This is a genomic window from Castellaniella caeni NBRC 101664 (genome assembly GCF_001592225.1).
Classification (GTDB): Bacteria; Pseudomonadota; Gammaproteobacteria; order Burkholderiales; family Burkholderiaceae_B; genus Castellaniella; species Castellaniella caeni.
The window spans coordinates 14,912-28,069 of sequence record NZ_BCWN01000005.1 but is presented as its reverse complement, the minus strand read 5'-3'; the positions used below and the strand labels follow the sequence as shown (position 1 = coordinate 28,069).

Here is a 13,158-nt window from a genome sequence, read left to right as displayed (position 1 = left end):
CAGGCGGCTGACATCAGGGGCGCTCAAGCCCCACGGGCGGCCAGTTCTCGAGCTTCATGCCCAAGGTGAGGCCACGTGCAGCCAGCACTTCCTTGATCTCGTTGAGCGACTTGCGACCCAGATTGGGGGTCTTGAGCAGCTCGTTTTCGGTACGCTGAATGAGATCGCCGATGTAGTAGATGTTTTCGGCCTTCAGGCAGTTGGCCGAACGCACGGTGAGTTCGAGGTCGTCCACCGGGCGCAGCAGCACCGGGTCGATGGGGGCCGACTGGCCGCCCAGCGGCGTGCTGGTGGTGAGCTGGCCAGCGTCCTTGTCGGCCAGCGACACGAACACCGCCACCTGATCCATCAGGATGCGGGCCGATTGGCGCACGGCTTCTTCGGGGCTGATGACGCCGTTGGTTTCCACGTCCAGCACCAGCTTGTCGAGGTCGGTGCGCTGTTCGACGCGAGCGTTTTCCACGGCGTAGCTGACGCGGCGCACGGGGCTGAACGAGGCATCCAGCACGATCTGGCCGATGGTGGCCGAGCGGTCGTCCACCAGGGCGCGCACGTTGCCCGGCACATAGCCGCGGCCTTGCTCGACCTTGATCTGCATCTCGATGCGGCCCGTGTCGGTCAGCGTGGCGATGAGGTGGTCGGGGTTGATGATCTCGACGTCGTGCGGCAGATCGATGTCGCGCGCGCGCACCTCGCCCGGGCCTTGCTTGTTCAGCTGCAACGTGACTTCTTCACGGTTGTGCAGCTTGAACACCACGCCCTTGAGGTTGAGCAGGATATCGACCACGTCTTCGCGCACACCCGCGATGGTGGAGTATTCGTGCACCACGCCGACGATCTGCACCTCGGTGGGAGCATAGCCGGTCATGGACGACAGCAGGATGCGGCGCAGCGCATTGCCCAGCGTGTGGCCATAGCCACGCTCGAAAGGTTCCATGACGACCTTGGCGTGGTAGGGGCCCACGGACTCGACCGTGATGGTGCGGGGCTTGAGAAAACCTTGTGCAGACATGAATGTTCCTTTTCAATACCCTCGGCTCGTTACACCGATAAGGCTGATGGGAATAAAACCGGCCAGGCCGGAGAATGACCACAGCCCACCTGGCCGCAAAGCCAGAGGTGGGCTGAGTGAAACCAGCGCGATCGCTTAGCGGGAATACAATTCCACGACCATCGATTCGTTGACGTCGTGCGCCACGTCGGCACGATCGGGGGCCTGCTTGTAGACACCCGACAGCTTGGCGGCATCGACTTCCACCCACTGGGGCAGACCATTGCCGGAAGCCAGCTCGAACGATTCTTTGATGCGAATCTGGTTCTTGGCCTTTTCGCGCACGGCAACCACGTCGCCCGCCTTCACGATGATGGAGGCGATGTCGGCGGTGTGGCCGTTGATTTCGATGGCGCGGTGGTTCACCAGCTGGCGCGCTTCGGCGCGCGTCGAGCCAAAGCCCATGCGGTAGACGACGTTGTCCAGGCGCGATTCGAGCAGCTGGATGAGGGTCTCACCGGTGTTGCCACGGCGGCGATCGGCCTCTTCGAAGTAGCGGCGGAACTGCTTTTCCAGCACGCCGTACATGCGCTTGAGCTTTTGCTTTTCACGCAGCTGCAGACCGAAGTCGGAGGTGCGCGAACCCGAGGTGCGGCCATGCTGGCCGGGCTTGGATTCGAGCTTGCATTTGGAGTCCAGCGAGCGGCGGGCGCTCTTCAGGAACAGGTCGGTGCCTTCGCGACGCGAAAGCTTGCATTTGGGTCCAGTATAACGAGCCAAGATGATCCCCTTAGATGCGACGGCGCTTGGGCGGACGGCAGCCGTTGTGCGGCACCGGCGTGATGTCGGAAATGCTGGAGATCTTGATCCCCAGGGCATTCAGGGCGCGCACCGAAGATTCGCGGCCCGGGCCCGGGCCCTTGATACGCACTTCGAGCGTCTTGATGCCGTATTCCTGGGCCACGCGGCCAGCGGATTCAGCAGCCACCTGAGCGGCGAACGGGGTCGATTTGCGCGAACCCTTGAAGCCGGCGCCACCCGAAGTGGCCCACGACAGGGCATTGCCCTGGCGGTCGGTGATGGTGATGATGGTGTTGTTGAAGGACGCGTGGACGTGAGCAATCCCGTCGGACACGTTCTTCTTGACTTTCTTGCGGACGCGAGTGGCGCCGGCTTGTGCTTTCGCCATGGTGATTCCTTAATTATTTCTTCAGGGACGCTGCTGCGCGACGCGGGCCCTTGCGGGTACGCGCATTCGTGCGGGTACGTTGACCACGCACCGGCAGGCCGCGCTTGTGGCGCATGCCACGGTACGTGCCCAGGTCGATCAAGCGCTTGATCGACAGCTGCACTTCACGGCGCAGGTCGCCTTCAACCGTGAAAGAATGCACTTGCTCGCGGATCTTTTCCAGTTCAGCGTCGGAAAGATCTTTGATCTTCTTGGAATACTCGATACCTGTCGCTTCGCAAATCTTGCGGGCACGAGCGCGTCCGATGCCGAAAATGGCGGTCAAGCCAATTTCGGTGTGTTGATGCGGCGGAATATTGATGCCAGCAATACGGGCCATGACTGTTCCTCGTGAAATCCGTGATGCCCGGCCTTAGCCTTGGCGTTGCTTGTGACGCGGGTCGGTGCAGATGACTCGCACCACGCCGTGACGTTTGATGATTTTGCAGTTGCGGCAGATCCGCTTTACCGATGCCATTACCTTCATGGGATTCTCCTGGTTTTGACCGGCCGCTTATTTGGAGCGGAAAACTATCCTGGCGCGCGACAGGTCATAGGGCGTGAGCTCCACTGTGACCTTGTCGCCCGGAAGGATCCGGATATAGTGCATACGCATCTTGCCGGAAATATGGCCCAGCACCATGTGGCCGTTTTCAAGCTTGACACGAAACGTTGCGTTGGGCAGGTTCTCGATGACCTCCCCTTGCATCTGGATGACGTCGTCCTTGGACATGATTCTTTAGCGCATTGGAAGACCCGCACCCTTGAAGTTCGCCTTCTTGAGCAACGAATCGTACTGTTGAGACATCATGTAGGCCTGTGCCTGGGCCATGAAATCCATGGCGACGACGACGATGATCAGCAGCGAGGTGCCGCCAAAGTAGAACGGCACGTTCCAGCGCATCTGCATCAGTTCGGGCAACAGACACACCAAAGTGACATAGATGGCCCCCGACAGCGTCAGCCGCATGAGAATCTTGTCAATGTAGCGCGCCGTCTGCTCGCCGGGACGAATCCCGGGCACGAAGGCACCGCTTTTCTTCAGGTTGTCCGCCGTCTCACGGCTGTTGAACACCAGCGCCGTGTAGAAGAAACAGAAGAAGATGATCAGGCCCGAATACAAGGTGACATACAGCGGCTGGCGCGGGGACAGCGCCGCAGCCAGATCACCCAGCCAGCGCATGTTGGGATTGCTGGAGAACCAGCTGGTCACCGTGGCGGGCAGCAGGATGATCGACGAGGCAAAGATGGGCGGAATCACGCCGGACATGTTCAGCTTGAGCGGCAGGTGCGAGGACTGGCCGCCGTAGAGCTTGTTGCCCACCTGGCGCTTGGCATAGTTGACCGTGATGCGGCGCTGGCCCCGTTCGACGTAGACGACGAAGTAGGTGACCGCGACCACCAGGGCCAGGATGAACAGCACCGACAGCACCGACATCGAGTCTGTGCGCACCAGATCGAGCATGCCGCCCAGCGCGCCCGGCAGGCCGGCCACGATCCCGGCGAAGATCAGCAGGGAAATGCCATTGCCCAGGCCACGTTCGGTGATCTGCTCACCCAGCCACATGAGGAACATGGAGCCGGTGACCAGCGTCACGATGGTGGTGAAGCGGAACATCAGCCCCGGATCGATCACCAGGCCAGGCTGGGATTCGAGTGCCACCGAAATGCCCACTGCCTGGAACAGTGCCAGAAACACCGTGCCATAGCGGGTGTACTGCGTGATCTTGCGCTGCCCCGACTGCCCTTCTTTCTTGATGGCTTCGAGACTGGGCACCACCACTGCCAGCAGCTGCATGATGATGGCCGCCGAAATGTACGGCATGATACCCAGCGCCAGCACCGAGAAGCGTTCGAGTGCACCACCCGAGAACATGTTGAACAAGCCCAGGATACCCCCCTGGTTTTGTTGGAACAGGTCGGACAGTGCGTCGGGGTTGATGCCGGGCACGGGGATGTGCGTCCCCATGCGGTAGACGATCAGCGCCAGCACGAGAAACAGGATGCGGCGCTTGAGATCGCCGTATCCCGCACCGGGCTTATGTGCCTGAGCTTTGGCCACTGCTGCCCCTTAAGCCAGCGAACCGCCAGCAGCTTCGATCACGGCACGCGCGCCCGCCGTGGCGGTGATGCCCTTGAGCGACACCTTGCGGGTGAGTTCGCCGGTCTTGATGACCTTGGCATAGCGCACCATTTCGCCCACGACGCCGGCGGCCTTGAGCACTTGCACGTCGATTTCATCGACGGGCAGCGCTTGCAGGTCGGACAGGCGGACTTCGGCGTACAGGTGACGGCCCAGCGGCGTGAAACCGCGCTTGGGCAGGCGGCGCTGCAGCGGCATTTGACCGCCTTCAAAGCCGACCTTGTGGAAGCCGCCTGCGCGCGACTTCTGGCCCTTGTGGCCGCGGCCCGCGGTCTTGCCCAGGCCCGAACCGATGCCACGACCCACGCGACGGCGGGGACGCTTGGCACCTTCGGCGGGCGCGAGTGTATTCAGTTGAGTAACGGACATCTGAATTCCTTTCTTCAGGCTTCCGAGACGGTGACGAGATAATCCACCTTGCGGATCATCCCACGCACCTCGGGAGTATCGATCAGGACGCGGCTGCTGTTGACCTTGCCCAAGCCCAGACCACGCACGGTGGCGCGGTGAGACTTGTGCGTGCCGATGACAGAGCGCACGAGCGTGACTTTGATTTGCTTCTGTGCCATGTCTTACCCCAGGATTTCTTCGACGGTCTTGCCGCGCTTGGCAGCGATTTCCGACGGGGTGGAGCAGGCGCGCAGGCCGTTGAGCGTGGCGCGCACCATGTTGTAGGGGTTGCTCGAACCGAGGCTCTTGGCCACGACGTTGCGCACACCCATGACTTCAAAGATGGCGCGCATCGGGCCGCCGGCGATGACGCCAGTACCTTCCGCAGCGGGCGAGATCAGCACCGTGGAGGCGCCATGCTTGCCCACCACCGTGTGGTGCAGCGTGCCGTTCTTCAGGGCAACCTTGACCAGGCCGCGACGGGCCTGTTCCATTGCCTTTTGAACCGCGACCGGCACTTCGCGTGCCTTGCCCTTGCCCATGCCGATGCGACCATCGCCATCGCCCACCACGGTCAGCGCAGCGAAGCTCATGGTGCGACCACCCTTGACGACTTTGCTGACGCGGTTGACCGCGATCATTTTTTCGCGCATGCCGTCGTCGCGTTCCTGCTCGGCGGCGTGCTTGCCTTGTGCTTTAGCCATGTGATTCCCTTAGAACTTCAAGCCGGCTTCACGCGCGGCTTCGGCCAGCGCCTTGACGCGGCCATGGTAACGGAAGCCCGAACGGTCGAAAGCGACGAGTTCGATACCGGCAGCCTTGGCCTTCTCGGCCACACGCTTGCCGACCAGGCTGGCCGCGGCGGCGTTGCCGCCGTTGGCCTGCTGGCTGGCGAGTTCCTTGCGGACTTCGGGCTCGAGCGTCGAGGCGCTGACCAGAACCCGATCGCCTTCCGGGGAGATGATGTTGGCGTAGATGTGCAGATTCGTGCGGTACACCGACAGGCGGTGCACACGCAGTTCGTGAATCTTGCGGCGGGTGGCCGCAGCACGACGCAAACGGGAGAGTTTCTTATCCATGATTCGTCCTTGCCTGCGCGCTTATTTCTTCTTGGTTTCCTTCAGGATGACGCGCTCGTCCGCGTACCGTACGCCCTTGCCCTTGTAGGGCTCGGGTTGACGGTAGGCACGGATCTCGGCGGCCACCTGACCGACAGCCTGCTTGTCGGCGCCCTTGACCACGACTTCAGTCTGGGACGGGCACTCGATCTTGATCCCGGCGGGGATGTCGTGCAGGATGTCGTGCGAAAAACCAAGTTGCAGTTTCAGCGCATTGCCTTGCACCTGGGCACGGAAACCCACGCCAACCAGGGTGAGACGGCGCTCGAAGCCCTGGCTCACGCCCGTGACCATGTTGTTGACCAGCGCGCGCGTGGTGCCCGACATGGCATTGGCCTCGCGGGAATCGTTGGCGACGGCAAACGTGAGCTGACCGTCTTCCTGGGCCACGCGGACGTTGCCGCTCAGGGCTTGCGTCAGGGTGCCCAGCGGGCCCTTGACGACGATCTGACCGGCGCTGATGGTGGCTTCGACGCCCTTGGGCAGCGCGACGGGGTATTTAGCGATACGTGACATGTCTGTTACCCCCTTATGCCACGTAGCAGAGCACTTCGCCGCCCACACCGTTGGCGCGGGCCTTGCGGTCCGTCATGACGCCACGGGGGGTGGAGACAATCGCCACGCCCAGGCCGTTCATGACCTGAGGAATGTGATTGCTGCCCTTGTAGATGCGCAGGCCGGGACGCGAGACGCGGTCGATGCGCTCGATGACCGGACGGCCGGCGTAGTATTTCAGGGTGATTTCGAGCTGCGGCTTGGCTTGTTCGCCGGCCACGCGGAAATCTTCAATGTAGCCTTCATCCTTGAGCACGGCTGCGATGGCAGCCTTCAGCTTCGAGGAGGGCATGGAAACCGACGTCTTGTTGACCATTTGCGCATTGCGCAGGCGGGTCAGCATATCGGCGATGGGATCGCTCATGCTCATGTGTAATTCTCCTACCAGCTGGCCTTGGTCATGCCCGGCACTTCGCCGCGCATGGCCATTTCACGCAGTTTGTGGCGCGTCAGCCCAAACTTGCTGAACACACCGCGCGGGCGACCCGTGACCACGCAGCGGTTGCGCTGGCGGGTGGGGTTGGCGTTGCGCGGCAGCGCTTGCAAAGCGAGGCGAGCCTGATAGCGTTCTTCGTCGGATTTGGACTGATCGGCAATGACGGCCTTCAGTGCCGCGCGCTTGGCGGAGAATTTCTCGGCCAGCTTGGCGCGCTTGATATCGCGATTGATGAGGGAAAGTTTTGCCACGTCAGCCCCTTAGTTGCGGAAGGGGAAGCTGAATGCGCTCAAGAGCGCCTTGGCTTCCTCGTCGGTCTTTGCGGTGGTCGTGATGCTGATGTTCATCCCGCGCACGGCATCGATCTTGTCGTATTCGATTTCGGGGAAGATGATCTGTTCTTTCACGCCGATGTTGTAGTTGCCACGGCCATCGAAGGCACGACCGGACACACCACGGAAGTCGCGCACGCGCGGCAGGGCGATGGAGATCAGACGATCGAGGAATTCGTACATGCGCTGGCCGCGCAGGGTGACCATGCAGCCGATCGGGTAGTCTTCACGGATCTTGAAGCCCGCGATAGCTTTGCGGGTCTTGGTGATCACGGGTTTCTGACCAGCGATCTTGGTGAGATCGCCCACGGCGTTTTCGATGATCTTTTTGTCGGCAACGGCCTCGGACACACCCATGTTGAGCGTGATCTTGGTGATGCGCGGCACTTCCATGACCGACTTGTAGCCGAACTTGGCTTGCAGGTCGGCAGCGACCTTGGTGCGATAGAAATCTTGTAAACGAGCCATTTGTTGCGCCCCTTATGCCTTCGCGCCAACGACAGCGCCGTTGGAGCGGAAAATGCGGACCTTGGCTCCGTCAACCACCTTGACGCCTACGCGGTCGCCCTTGCCGGTTTCGGGATTGAAGATCGCCACATTGGAGATGTGGATGGGCAGGGTCTTGTCGACGATGCCGCCGGGCACGCCCGCCATGGGGTTGCCACGGCTGTGCTTCTTGACGACGTTGATGCCCTCGACCAGCACGTGGTCGTCATCGACGCGCGCGATGACGGTGCCGCGACGGCTGCGATCGCGGCCGCTGAGGACAATGACTTCGTCGCCTTTGCGAATGTTTTGCATGATCTGCTCCTTACAGCACTTCGGGCGCCAGGGACACGATCTTCATGAACTTCTCGGTACGCAGTTCGCGCGTGACCGGTCCGAAGATACGCGTGCCAATGGGCTCGAGTTTGGCGTTGAGCAACACGGCCGCGTTGCCGCCAAAGCGGATCAACGAACCATCTTTACGGCGCACGCCCTTGGCGGTACGCACCACCACGGCGTTGTAGATTTCGCCTTTTTTCACGCGCCCGCGGGGTGCTGCGTCTTTGACGGACACCTTGATGATGTCGCCAATGGCGGCATAGCGGCGCTTGGAGCCGCCCAACACCTTGATGCACATGACAGAGCGTGCACCTGTGTTGTCGGCCACGTCCAGCGTGGTCTGCATTTGGATCATGATTTTTCCTGTTCCAACTTAACAACGAGGCCCAAGGAATGGTCTTGGTCAGACCGACCTTCAGCTACGCAGCCAGTTTTGGTCCCGTCAAGCCCGGCGCACTGACGGCGCACAAGCTCTGGGTTGAAATTCCTGTTTGTGCAAAGACTTTGCACATAAACGAGATTACCAACTTGACCCGACCCGGTGGCTGGCAACAAAAGAAGCCCTGCGGCATCCCTGATGAATACTACCCACTAGGTAGTTAGGCCAAGATCGACATTATAGGCATGTCGTGATATGGAAAGCAAGCAAAAAGTCACCCGCCCTGTTGCAGGCGCGGCAGGCCGCCGTATTCAATGACCATCTGCCGGGTGGCCTCATCGTCGGCATCATCCACATAGACCCGCATGCCCATGCCGATGGCTGTTTCAGTGACCGCCACCATCATCTGCACCCCGCCGGGGCTGGACAGCAGCTCGCGCACGAAGGCGCCCCCCAGCTTCACATAGGCGAAATCGACCTCGTGGATCTTGCGCAAGGCATCGGGCTGCTGATCGAGCCCGCGCAGGCCCACCGCAATGCCCAGCTGAATGAGCCCCTGGGCAAAGACCTTGAAGGCCTCGAAGTGGCGGCTCAGGCCATAGGCGTCGAGTTCGACCACCACGCGCCGCAAAAGCTCGGGATCGGCGAAGTCGGCCACGCGGCGCACCTCGTCCAGATACTGGGAATCCAGGATCGAGGACATCGACATGCGCACGACCAGCACGCCTTCGTGCTCGCCCAGCCAGCTCAGGGCCAGGGCCAGGGCGCGCATGTCGCAATCGGACGACAGGCCCAGGCGCGCGGCGGGCGGCATGAAGAGATAGCCCGAAAGCGGCGGCTGCGCGGGGTCGTCTTCCTGCAGGCTGAGCGAAGCCTCGTAGCGCTGCGCGATGTCATCGCCCTCGTAGCGCACGGCGCGCACGTCCAGCGACAGGCGGTCGTGGTCGAGCGCCTGCGAGATCAGCGTGCGCCAGGAAGCCTCGCCCATGCGCAGCTCGCCCGTCTCGCGGTCGGCGTGCGACAGGAACTCGACCTCGGAGTGCCCGGCGCTCTCGGCGCACATCAGGGCCAGGTCGAGGCGCGTCAGCACGTCTTTGGGCGTGCACTGCGCCGTGTAGTCCGTCAGCGCAAAGGCCCAGCGCGACAGATTGTGGCTGTCGAGCTTGACGCGCAATGTCTCGAAGAGTTCGTGCAGGCGCTGCACCGGGCGCATGACCTCGGGCCCGCCGCCCACGGGAAACAGCACCACGAAATCAGCGCCGTTCAGGCGCGCCGCCATGGCGCGGGCCTGGGGAAAGCCCGCCAGCACTTCGGTGAGGCGACTGCCCAGCAGACGCAGCCAATCGTCCATTTCTTGGCGATCGCTTTGATTTTGCAGACGCGCCATGTCGCGCTGGCGCACCAGAAGCACATAGCCGCTGACGGCCCCCTGGCGGGTGTCGTCGCGCAAGACGCGCTTGAGTTCGTTGAGAAAATAGACGCGGTTGGCCAGGCCGGTGACCGGATCGCGGTTGAGTTCGATTTCCAGCTGCTCGATGCGCGCCATCTGTTCGCCCATCGAGGGCGCCACCCGCTCGCGCACTTCGTCGAGCAGCTCGGCGTTTTCATCGCCGTGCGTTTGCGTGACCTTGATCTCGGGGCCTTCGGCGGCGGGGGTCTCGGCCAGCGCCTTGCGCAGGCGTGCCAGCAACGCGGCCAAAAACAGCGCCCAGAAGGCGGCGATGCCCAGGGCCAGCCACAGCCACTGCGCCACGTGGGCCCACAAGGCCTCGCGCGCGGGCGTGGGATCGAGCACCAGGGACAGGCGCCCCACCCCCGCTATCTGCCGCTGGGCCTGGTGCGGCTGGATGTCGGCCCAGGCCATCAGGCCGCTGGGCGCTCCGGCCACGCCGGGCGACAGGCGGCGGGCCTCGAACGCCACGGTGTCGTCATCCCCCCGCAGCGCGAGCGCGGCAAAGCGCCCCTGCTGGAAGGCGGCCGCAAGCACGCGGGCCCGCGCGGCGGCATCGGGCTGCACACTGACCAGCAGGGCCAGCGTGGCGACGGCATTGTCGCCGTCGATCTGCAGCTGGCCATCGAGCTGCCGATCCATCATTCGGGTGCCGACCGCCAGCATCCCGACGAGGATGCAGGCAATGACCAGGGTCGAGATCACCAGCAGCTGCCGAACAGACGCCATCGTGCTCCTCTATATCACTTTGAAACGAACTTCGAAAGTGTATCCTTTGCGCTCTGAATCCCCAAGAAAAGCATCAAATCGTTGACGGATACCACCCGTCCTAGGGCTAACACGTATACCGTTTGCCAACGGATTGTGTATAGTTTTAAAACAAACGTTTGAATCAGACATGACACTTTCCCGCTCCTCCCTCACCCGTGATGCCATTCTCGATGCCGCAGAACGCCTGTTCGCAGAGCAAGGGCACGACAAGACATCCATGCGCCAGATCACCAAGACGGCGCAGGTCAACCTGTCGGCGGTCAATTATCATTTTGGTTCCAAAGACGCCCTGATTGAAGCGGTTTTCCAGCGTCGGCTGGACGCCCTCAACGACGAACGCCTGCGCATCCTCGACGACCTCGAGACCCAGGCCGGGGGCCAGCCCCTGAAACCATCGGCCATCGTCGAGGCCTACTTCGGCCCGCTCGTGCGCCACGCCTGCAGCGCGGGGGCCGAACGGCGCGCCTTCATGCCGCTGCAAAGCAGCAACCTGTCCGACCCCAACGGGGCCATCACCGCCCTGTTCGAGGCCGAGCGCTCCGTCGTGGCCCACCGCTTCACCCGTGCCCTGCTGACGTCGCTGCCCGGCGTGCCCGAAGCCGAGATCGTCTGGCGCTTCCACTTCATGCTGGGGGCCACGGCCTACGCCATCATGGGGGCCGAGTCCTCCAGCCAGGTCATGAACCTGCAAGGCGACACCAGCATCAACGCCGAAGAACTGCTCAACCGTTTGATGACATTTTTGCTGGGCGGGCTGCGCGCGCCGCTGCCCACCCAGCTTTCCGCCCTGCCCGCCGGGCAGGCGCACGCACCGGCCGGAGCCTCCGCGCGGGCGGCCACCGACCACCACACGTCTTCATCTTCTCAGGGGGGCATTCATGACACCAAATGATGGCTGATCCCCCGCTCATGCCGGTCTGATCCCGGCGTCTTTCTGAAAACACCCAGACACTGCGCTCACGAGCGCCGTGCGGGCTTCTGTATGCCTTGAACGCCGCCCCACCGGGTGCGGCAGGGGTCTTTGCGCGCCTGAATTTCTCGGACGAACAAGCCCCGACACTCATCACTGGAGGAGAACCTATGAAATCGCATCACCCGATCAAGACCCTGTCGGCCCTGATCCTGGGCCTGGGCAGTGTGGGCGTGGCCCATGCCGCGGGCTTCCAGCTGCTGGAACAGAACGCCAGCGGCATCGGCAGCGCCTTCGCGGGCTCGGCGGCCATCGCCGAGGACGCCAGCACCGTGTTCTTCAACCCGGCCGGCATGACGCTGCTGCCCGGCATGAACGCCAGCGCGGGCGTGGTGGCCATCAAGCCGAATTTCGAGTTTTCGAATGACGGCACGACCAAGGGAAACAACGGTGTCCCGGCCCTCTCCGGCCAACCTTCGGGCGGCTCTGACGGAGGCAACGCGGGATCCTGGGGCGTCGTCCCCAACGCCTACTTCACCTGGGAAGTGAATCCCAAGGTATGGCTGGGCCTGGGCATCGGCGCGCCGTTTGGCCTGATGACAGACTACGAAAAAGGCTGGGCTGGACGCTATCACTCGGAAAAATTCTCGATTGAAAGCATCAACGTCAATCCGTCCATTGCCTTCAAGGCCACTGACACCCTGTCTTTCGGCGTCGGCCTGAACTGGATGCAGCTGAACGCCGACTACCGTAAAGCGCAGGCCGTTCGCGTGCCGGCCCCGATGCCGGGAGCAGGCACCTACATGGGTGATCTCAATGCCAAGGTCAAGGCCGACGGCGACGGCTGGGGCTGGAACGCAGGCGTTCTCTGGCAAGCGACCCCAGATACACGGCTGGGTCTGTCCTACCGATCCAAGGTCAAAATCGACGCGGATGGGACGACAAAAATCAGCAATAGGGATGTCGCCAACGCCACGATTCTAGGCGGCCTGCAGGCCCAGGGGATCCTCGGCTCGCATAGCGCCGACGCCTCCATCGAACTGCCCGACACGGCCATCTTCAGCGTCGTCCATAACCTGAACGATCGCTGGACGCTGCTGGGCGACGTCTCGTGGACGGGCTGGAGCAGCATCCCCGAGCTGAAGATCAAGAACAGCGGCGTGCCGGATGCCGAGCTCGATCTGCGCTTCAAGGATGCCTGGCGCGTGGCCCTGGGCGCGCACTACCGCTACAGCGACAGCTGGACGTTCAAGGGCGGCGTGGCCTGGGATCAATCGCCGGTGCAAAGCGATGCCTACCGTCCCTCCGCGCTGCCGGACAATGACCGCTACTGGGTGTCGCTGGGCGCGAAGTACAACTTCAGCAAGAACACCAGCATCGACGTCGGCTATGCCCACCTGTTCGTCAAGAGCACCTCGGTGAACAACCACTCGGCGGACAGCTCGGCCGGCACGCTGAAGGGCACCTACGACAGCAGCGCCGACCTGATCGGCGTGCAGTTCTCGCATCGTTTCTGAGCAGGAGACGCTGTGAACCCTGTGTTTTGCCCGCTGCGGTTTTGGCCAGGCTCGAATGCGGCATCCTCGGCCTGCCCCAAGCCCGGCAGCTTGTATTCAACCCGATCGGCTCT

Annotated in this window: 20 protein-coding genes; 2 read left to right on the top strand and 18 right to left on the bottom strand. The window is 62.5% G+C overall.

Translation table 11 applies throughout. The features are described from left to right. Window positions 1–13: 13 nt before the first annotated feature. From CCA01S_RS04580 to CCA01S_RS04495, 18 genes are all read right to left on the bottom strand, one after another. Window positions 14–1,012 carry a DNA-directed RNA polymerase subunit alpha gene (locus CCA01S_RS04580; protein WP_066454724.1) on the bottom strand — a complete coding sequence of 333 codons (999 nt, stop codon included), beginning with the start codon at window positions 1,010–1,012 and terminating at the stop codon, window positions 14–16. A gap of 135 nt (window positions 1,013–1,147) precedes the next feature. Then, window positions 1,148–1,771 carry a 30S ribosomal protein S4 gene (gene rpsD / locus CCA01S_RS04575; protein WP_066454723.1) on the bottom strand — a complete coding sequence of 208 codons (624 nt, stop codon included), beginning with the start codon at window positions 1,769–1,771 and terminating at the stop codon, window positions 1,148–1,150. A 10-nt stretch (window positions 1,772–1,781) separates the two neighbouring features. Further along, window positions 1,782–2,180, bottom strand: coding sequence for a 30S ribosomal protein S11 (rpsK, locus tag CCA01S_RS04570; RefSeq protein ID WP_066454722.1), 399 nt, complete (start codon window positions 2,178–2,180; stop codon window positions 1,782–1,784). A gap of 13 nt (window positions 2,181–2,193) precedes the next feature. Next, complete coding sequence (rpsM, locus tag CCA01S_RS04565) at window positions 2,194–2,559, bottom strand: 30S ribosomal protein S13 (RefSeq protein ID WP_066454721.1); 366 nt, start codon at window positions 2,557–2,559, stop codon at window positions 2,194–2,196. A gap of 33 nt (window positions 2,560–2,592) precedes the next feature. Next, window positions 2,593–2,706, bottom strand: coding sequence for a 50S ribosomal protein L36 (gene rpmJ, locus CCA01S_RS04560; RefSeq protein WP_003805360.1), 114 nt, complete (start codon window positions 2,704–2,706; stop codon window positions 2,593–2,595). A 27-nt stretch (window positions 2,707–2,733) separates the two neighbouring features. Continuing rightward, window positions 2,734–2,952 carry a translation initiation factor IF-1 gene (gene infA, locus CCA01S_RS04555; RefSeq protein WP_043678924.1) on the bottom strand — a complete coding sequence of 73 codons (219 nt, stop codon included), beginning with the start codon at window positions 2,950–2,952 and terminating at the stop codon, window positions 2,734–2,736. Between the two features lie 6 nt (window positions 2,953–2,958). Beyond that, window positions 2,959–4,281 carry a preprotein translocase subunit SecY gene (secY, locus tag CCA01S_RS04550; protein ID WP_066454720.1) on the bottom strand — a complete coding sequence of 441 codons (1,323 nt, stop codon included), beginning with the start codon at window positions 4,279–4,281 and terminating at the stop codon, window positions 2,959–2,961. A 9-nt stretch (window positions 4,282–4,290) separates the two neighbouring features. After that, complete coding sequence (gene rplO / locus CCA01S_RS04545; protein ID WP_066454714.1) at window positions 4,291–4,731, bottom strand: 50S ribosomal protein L15; 441 nt, start codon at window positions 4,729–4,731, stop codon at window positions 4,291–4,293. 14 nt (window positions 4,732–4,745) lie between these two features. Continuing rightward, a complete protein-coding gene (gene rpmD, locus CCA01S_RS04540) occupies window positions 4,746–4,931 on the bottom strand; it encodes a 50S ribosomal protein L30 (protein WP_066454712.1) in 186 nt (61 codons plus the stop codon). 3 nt (window positions 4,932–4,934) lie between these two features. After that, the gene (gene rpsE, locus CCA01S_RS04535; RefSeq protein WP_066454710.1) at window positions 4,935–5,456 is read right to left on the bottom strand and encodes a 30S ribosomal protein S5; all 522 of its coding nucleotides are present in this window, start codon (window positions 5,454–5,456) and stop codon (window positions 4,935–4,937) included. A gap of 9 nt (window positions 5,457–5,465) precedes the next feature. Continuing rightward, window positions 5,466–5,831, bottom strand: coding sequence for a 50S ribosomal protein L18 (rplR, locus tag CCA01S_RS04530; RefSeq protein WP_066454708.1), 366 nt, complete (start codon window positions 5,829–5,831; stop codon window positions 5,466–5,468). A 21-nt stretch (window positions 5,832–5,852) separates the two neighbouring features. Next, complete coding sequence (rplF, locus tag CCA01S_RS04525) at window positions 5,853–6,386, bottom strand: 50S ribosomal protein L6 (RefSeq protein WP_066454697.1); 534 nt, start codon at window positions 6,384–6,386, stop codon at window positions 5,853–5,855. 13 nt (window positions 6,387–6,399) lie between these two features. Further along, window positions 6,400–6,795, bottom strand: coding sequence for a 30S ribosomal protein S8 (gene rpsH, locus CCA01S_RS04520; protein ID WP_066454694.1), 396 nt, complete (start codon window positions 6,793–6,795; stop codon window positions 6,400–6,402). 11 nt (window positions 6,796–6,806) lie between these two features. Beyond that, window positions 6,807–7,112: a 30S ribosomal protein S14 gene (rpsN, locus tag CCA01S_RS04515; protein ID WP_066454692.1), complete on the bottom strand. Its 306-nt coding sequence runs from the start codon at window positions 7,110–7,112 to the stop codon at window positions 6,807–6,809. Window positions 7,113–7,121: 9 nt separating this feature from the next. Then, window positions 7,122–7,661 (bottom strand): 50S ribosomal protein L5, encoded by a 540-nt coding sequence (gene rplE, locus CCA01S_RS04510; protein ID WP_066454689.1) that lies wholly within the window; start codon window positions 7,659–7,661, stop codon window positions 7,122–7,124. A 12-nt stretch (window positions 7,662–7,673) separates the two neighbouring features. Beyond that, window positions 7,674–7,994: a 50S ribosomal protein L24 gene (gene rplX, locus CCA01S_RS04505; RefSeq protein ID WP_066454681.1), complete on the bottom strand. Its 321-nt coding sequence runs from the start codon at window positions 7,992–7,994 to the stop codon at window positions 7,674–7,676. 10 nt (window positions 7,995–8,004) lie between these two features. Continuing rightward, the gene (gene rplN, locus CCA01S_RS04500; protein ID WP_066454675.1) at window positions 8,005–8,373 is read right to left on the bottom strand and encodes a 50S ribosomal protein L14; all 369 of its coding nucleotides are present in this window, start codon (window positions 8,371–8,373) and stop codon (window positions 8,005–8,007) included. A gap of 298 nt (window positions 8,374–8,671) precedes the next feature. After that, window positions 8,672–10,576 carry an EAL domain-containing protein gene (locus CCA01S_RS04495; protein WP_066454672.1) on the bottom strand — a complete coding sequence of 635 codons (1,905 nt, stop codon included), beginning with the start codon at window positions 10,574–10,576 and terminating at the stop codon, window positions 8,672–8,674. A 169-nt stretch (window positions 10,577–10,745) separates the two neighbouring features. Here CCA01S_RS04495 and CCA01S_RS04490 point away from each other — a divergent pair, with 169 nt between their 5' ends. Further along, window positions 10,746–11,510 (top strand): TetR/AcrR family transcriptional regulator, encoded by a 765-nt coding sequence (locus tag CCA01S_RS04490; RefSeq protein WP_084386476.1) that lies wholly within the window; start codon window positions 10,746–10,748, stop codon window positions 11,508–11,510. Between the two features lie 188 nt (window positions 11,511–11,698). Further along, complete coding sequence (locus CCA01S_RS04485; RefSeq protein WP_066454671.1) at window positions 11,699–13,045, top strand: OmpP1/FadL family transporter; 1,347 nt, start codon at window positions 11,699–11,701, stop codon at window positions 13,043–13,045. The last annotated feature ends 113 nt before the right edge of the window (window positions 13,046–13,158 follow it).

Bases quoted from the DNA above. Each gene is read 5' to 3' on its own strand.
- CCA01S_RS04580 (WP_066454724.1), bottom strand. From the start codon at position 1,012: ATGTCTGCACAAGGTTTTCTCAAGCCCCGCACCATCACGGTCGAGTCC.
- rpsK (WP_066454722.1), bottom strand. From the start codon at position 2,180: ATGGCGAAAGCACAAGCCGGCGCCACTCGCGTCCGCAAGAAAGTCAAG.
- rpsM (WP_066454721.1), bottom strand. From the start codon at position 2,559: ATGGCCCGTATTGCTGGCATCAATATTCCGCCGCATCAACACACCGAA.
- rpmJ (WP_003805360.1), bottom strand. From the start codon at position 2,706: ATGAAGGTAATGGCATCGGTAAAGCGGATCTGCCGCAACTGCAAAATC.
- infA (WP_043678924.1), bottom strand. From the start codon at position 2,952: ATGTCCAAGGACGACGTCATCCAGATGCAAGGGGAGGTCATCGAGAAC.
- rplO (WP_066454714.1), bottom strand. From the start codon at position 4,731: ATGTCCGTTACTCAACTGAATACACTCGCGCCCGCCGAAGGTGCCAAG.
- rpmD (WP_066454712.1), bottom strand. From the start codon at position 4,931: ATGGCACAGAAGCAAATCAAAGTCACGCTCGTGCGCTCTGTCATCGGC.
- rpsE (WP_066454710.1), bottom strand. From the start codon at position 5,456: ATGGCTAAAGCACAAGGCAAGCACGCCGCCGAGCAGGAACGCGACGAC.
- rplR (WP_066454708.1), bottom strand. From the start codon at position 5,831: ATGGATAAGAAACTCTCCCGTTTGCGTCGTGCTGCGGCCACCCGCCGC.
- rplF (WP_066454697.1), bottom strand. From the start codon at position 6,386: ATGTCACGTATCGCTAAATACCCCGTCGCGCTGCCCAAGGGCGTCGAA.
- rpsH (WP_066454694.1), bottom strand. From the start codon at position 6,795: ATGAGCATGAGCGATCCCATCGCCGATATGCTGACCCGCCTGCGCAAT.
- rplE (WP_066454689.1), bottom strand. From the start codon at position 7,661: ATGGCTCGTTTACAAGATTTCTATCGCACCAAGGTCGCTGCCGACCTG.
- rplX (WP_066454681.1), bottom strand. From the start codon at position 7,994: ATGCAAAACATTCGCAAAGGCGACGAAGTCATTGTCCTCAGCGGCCGC.
- rplN (WP_066454675.1), bottom strand. From the start codon at position 8,373: ATGATCCAAATGCAGACCACGCTGGACGTGGCCGACAACACAGGTGCA.
- CCA01S_RS04495 (WP_066454672.1), bottom strand. From the start codon at position 10,576: ATGGCGTCTGTTCGGCAGCTGCTGGTGATCTCGACCCTGGTCATTGCC.
- CCA01S_RS04490 (WP_084386476.1), top strand. From the start codon at position 10,746: ATGACACTTTCCCGCTCCTCCCTCACCCGTGATGCCATTCTCGATGCC.
- CCA01S_RS04485 (WP_066454671.1), top strand. From the start codon at position 11,699: ATGAAATCGCATCACCCGATCAAGACCCTGTCGGCCCTGATCCTGGGC.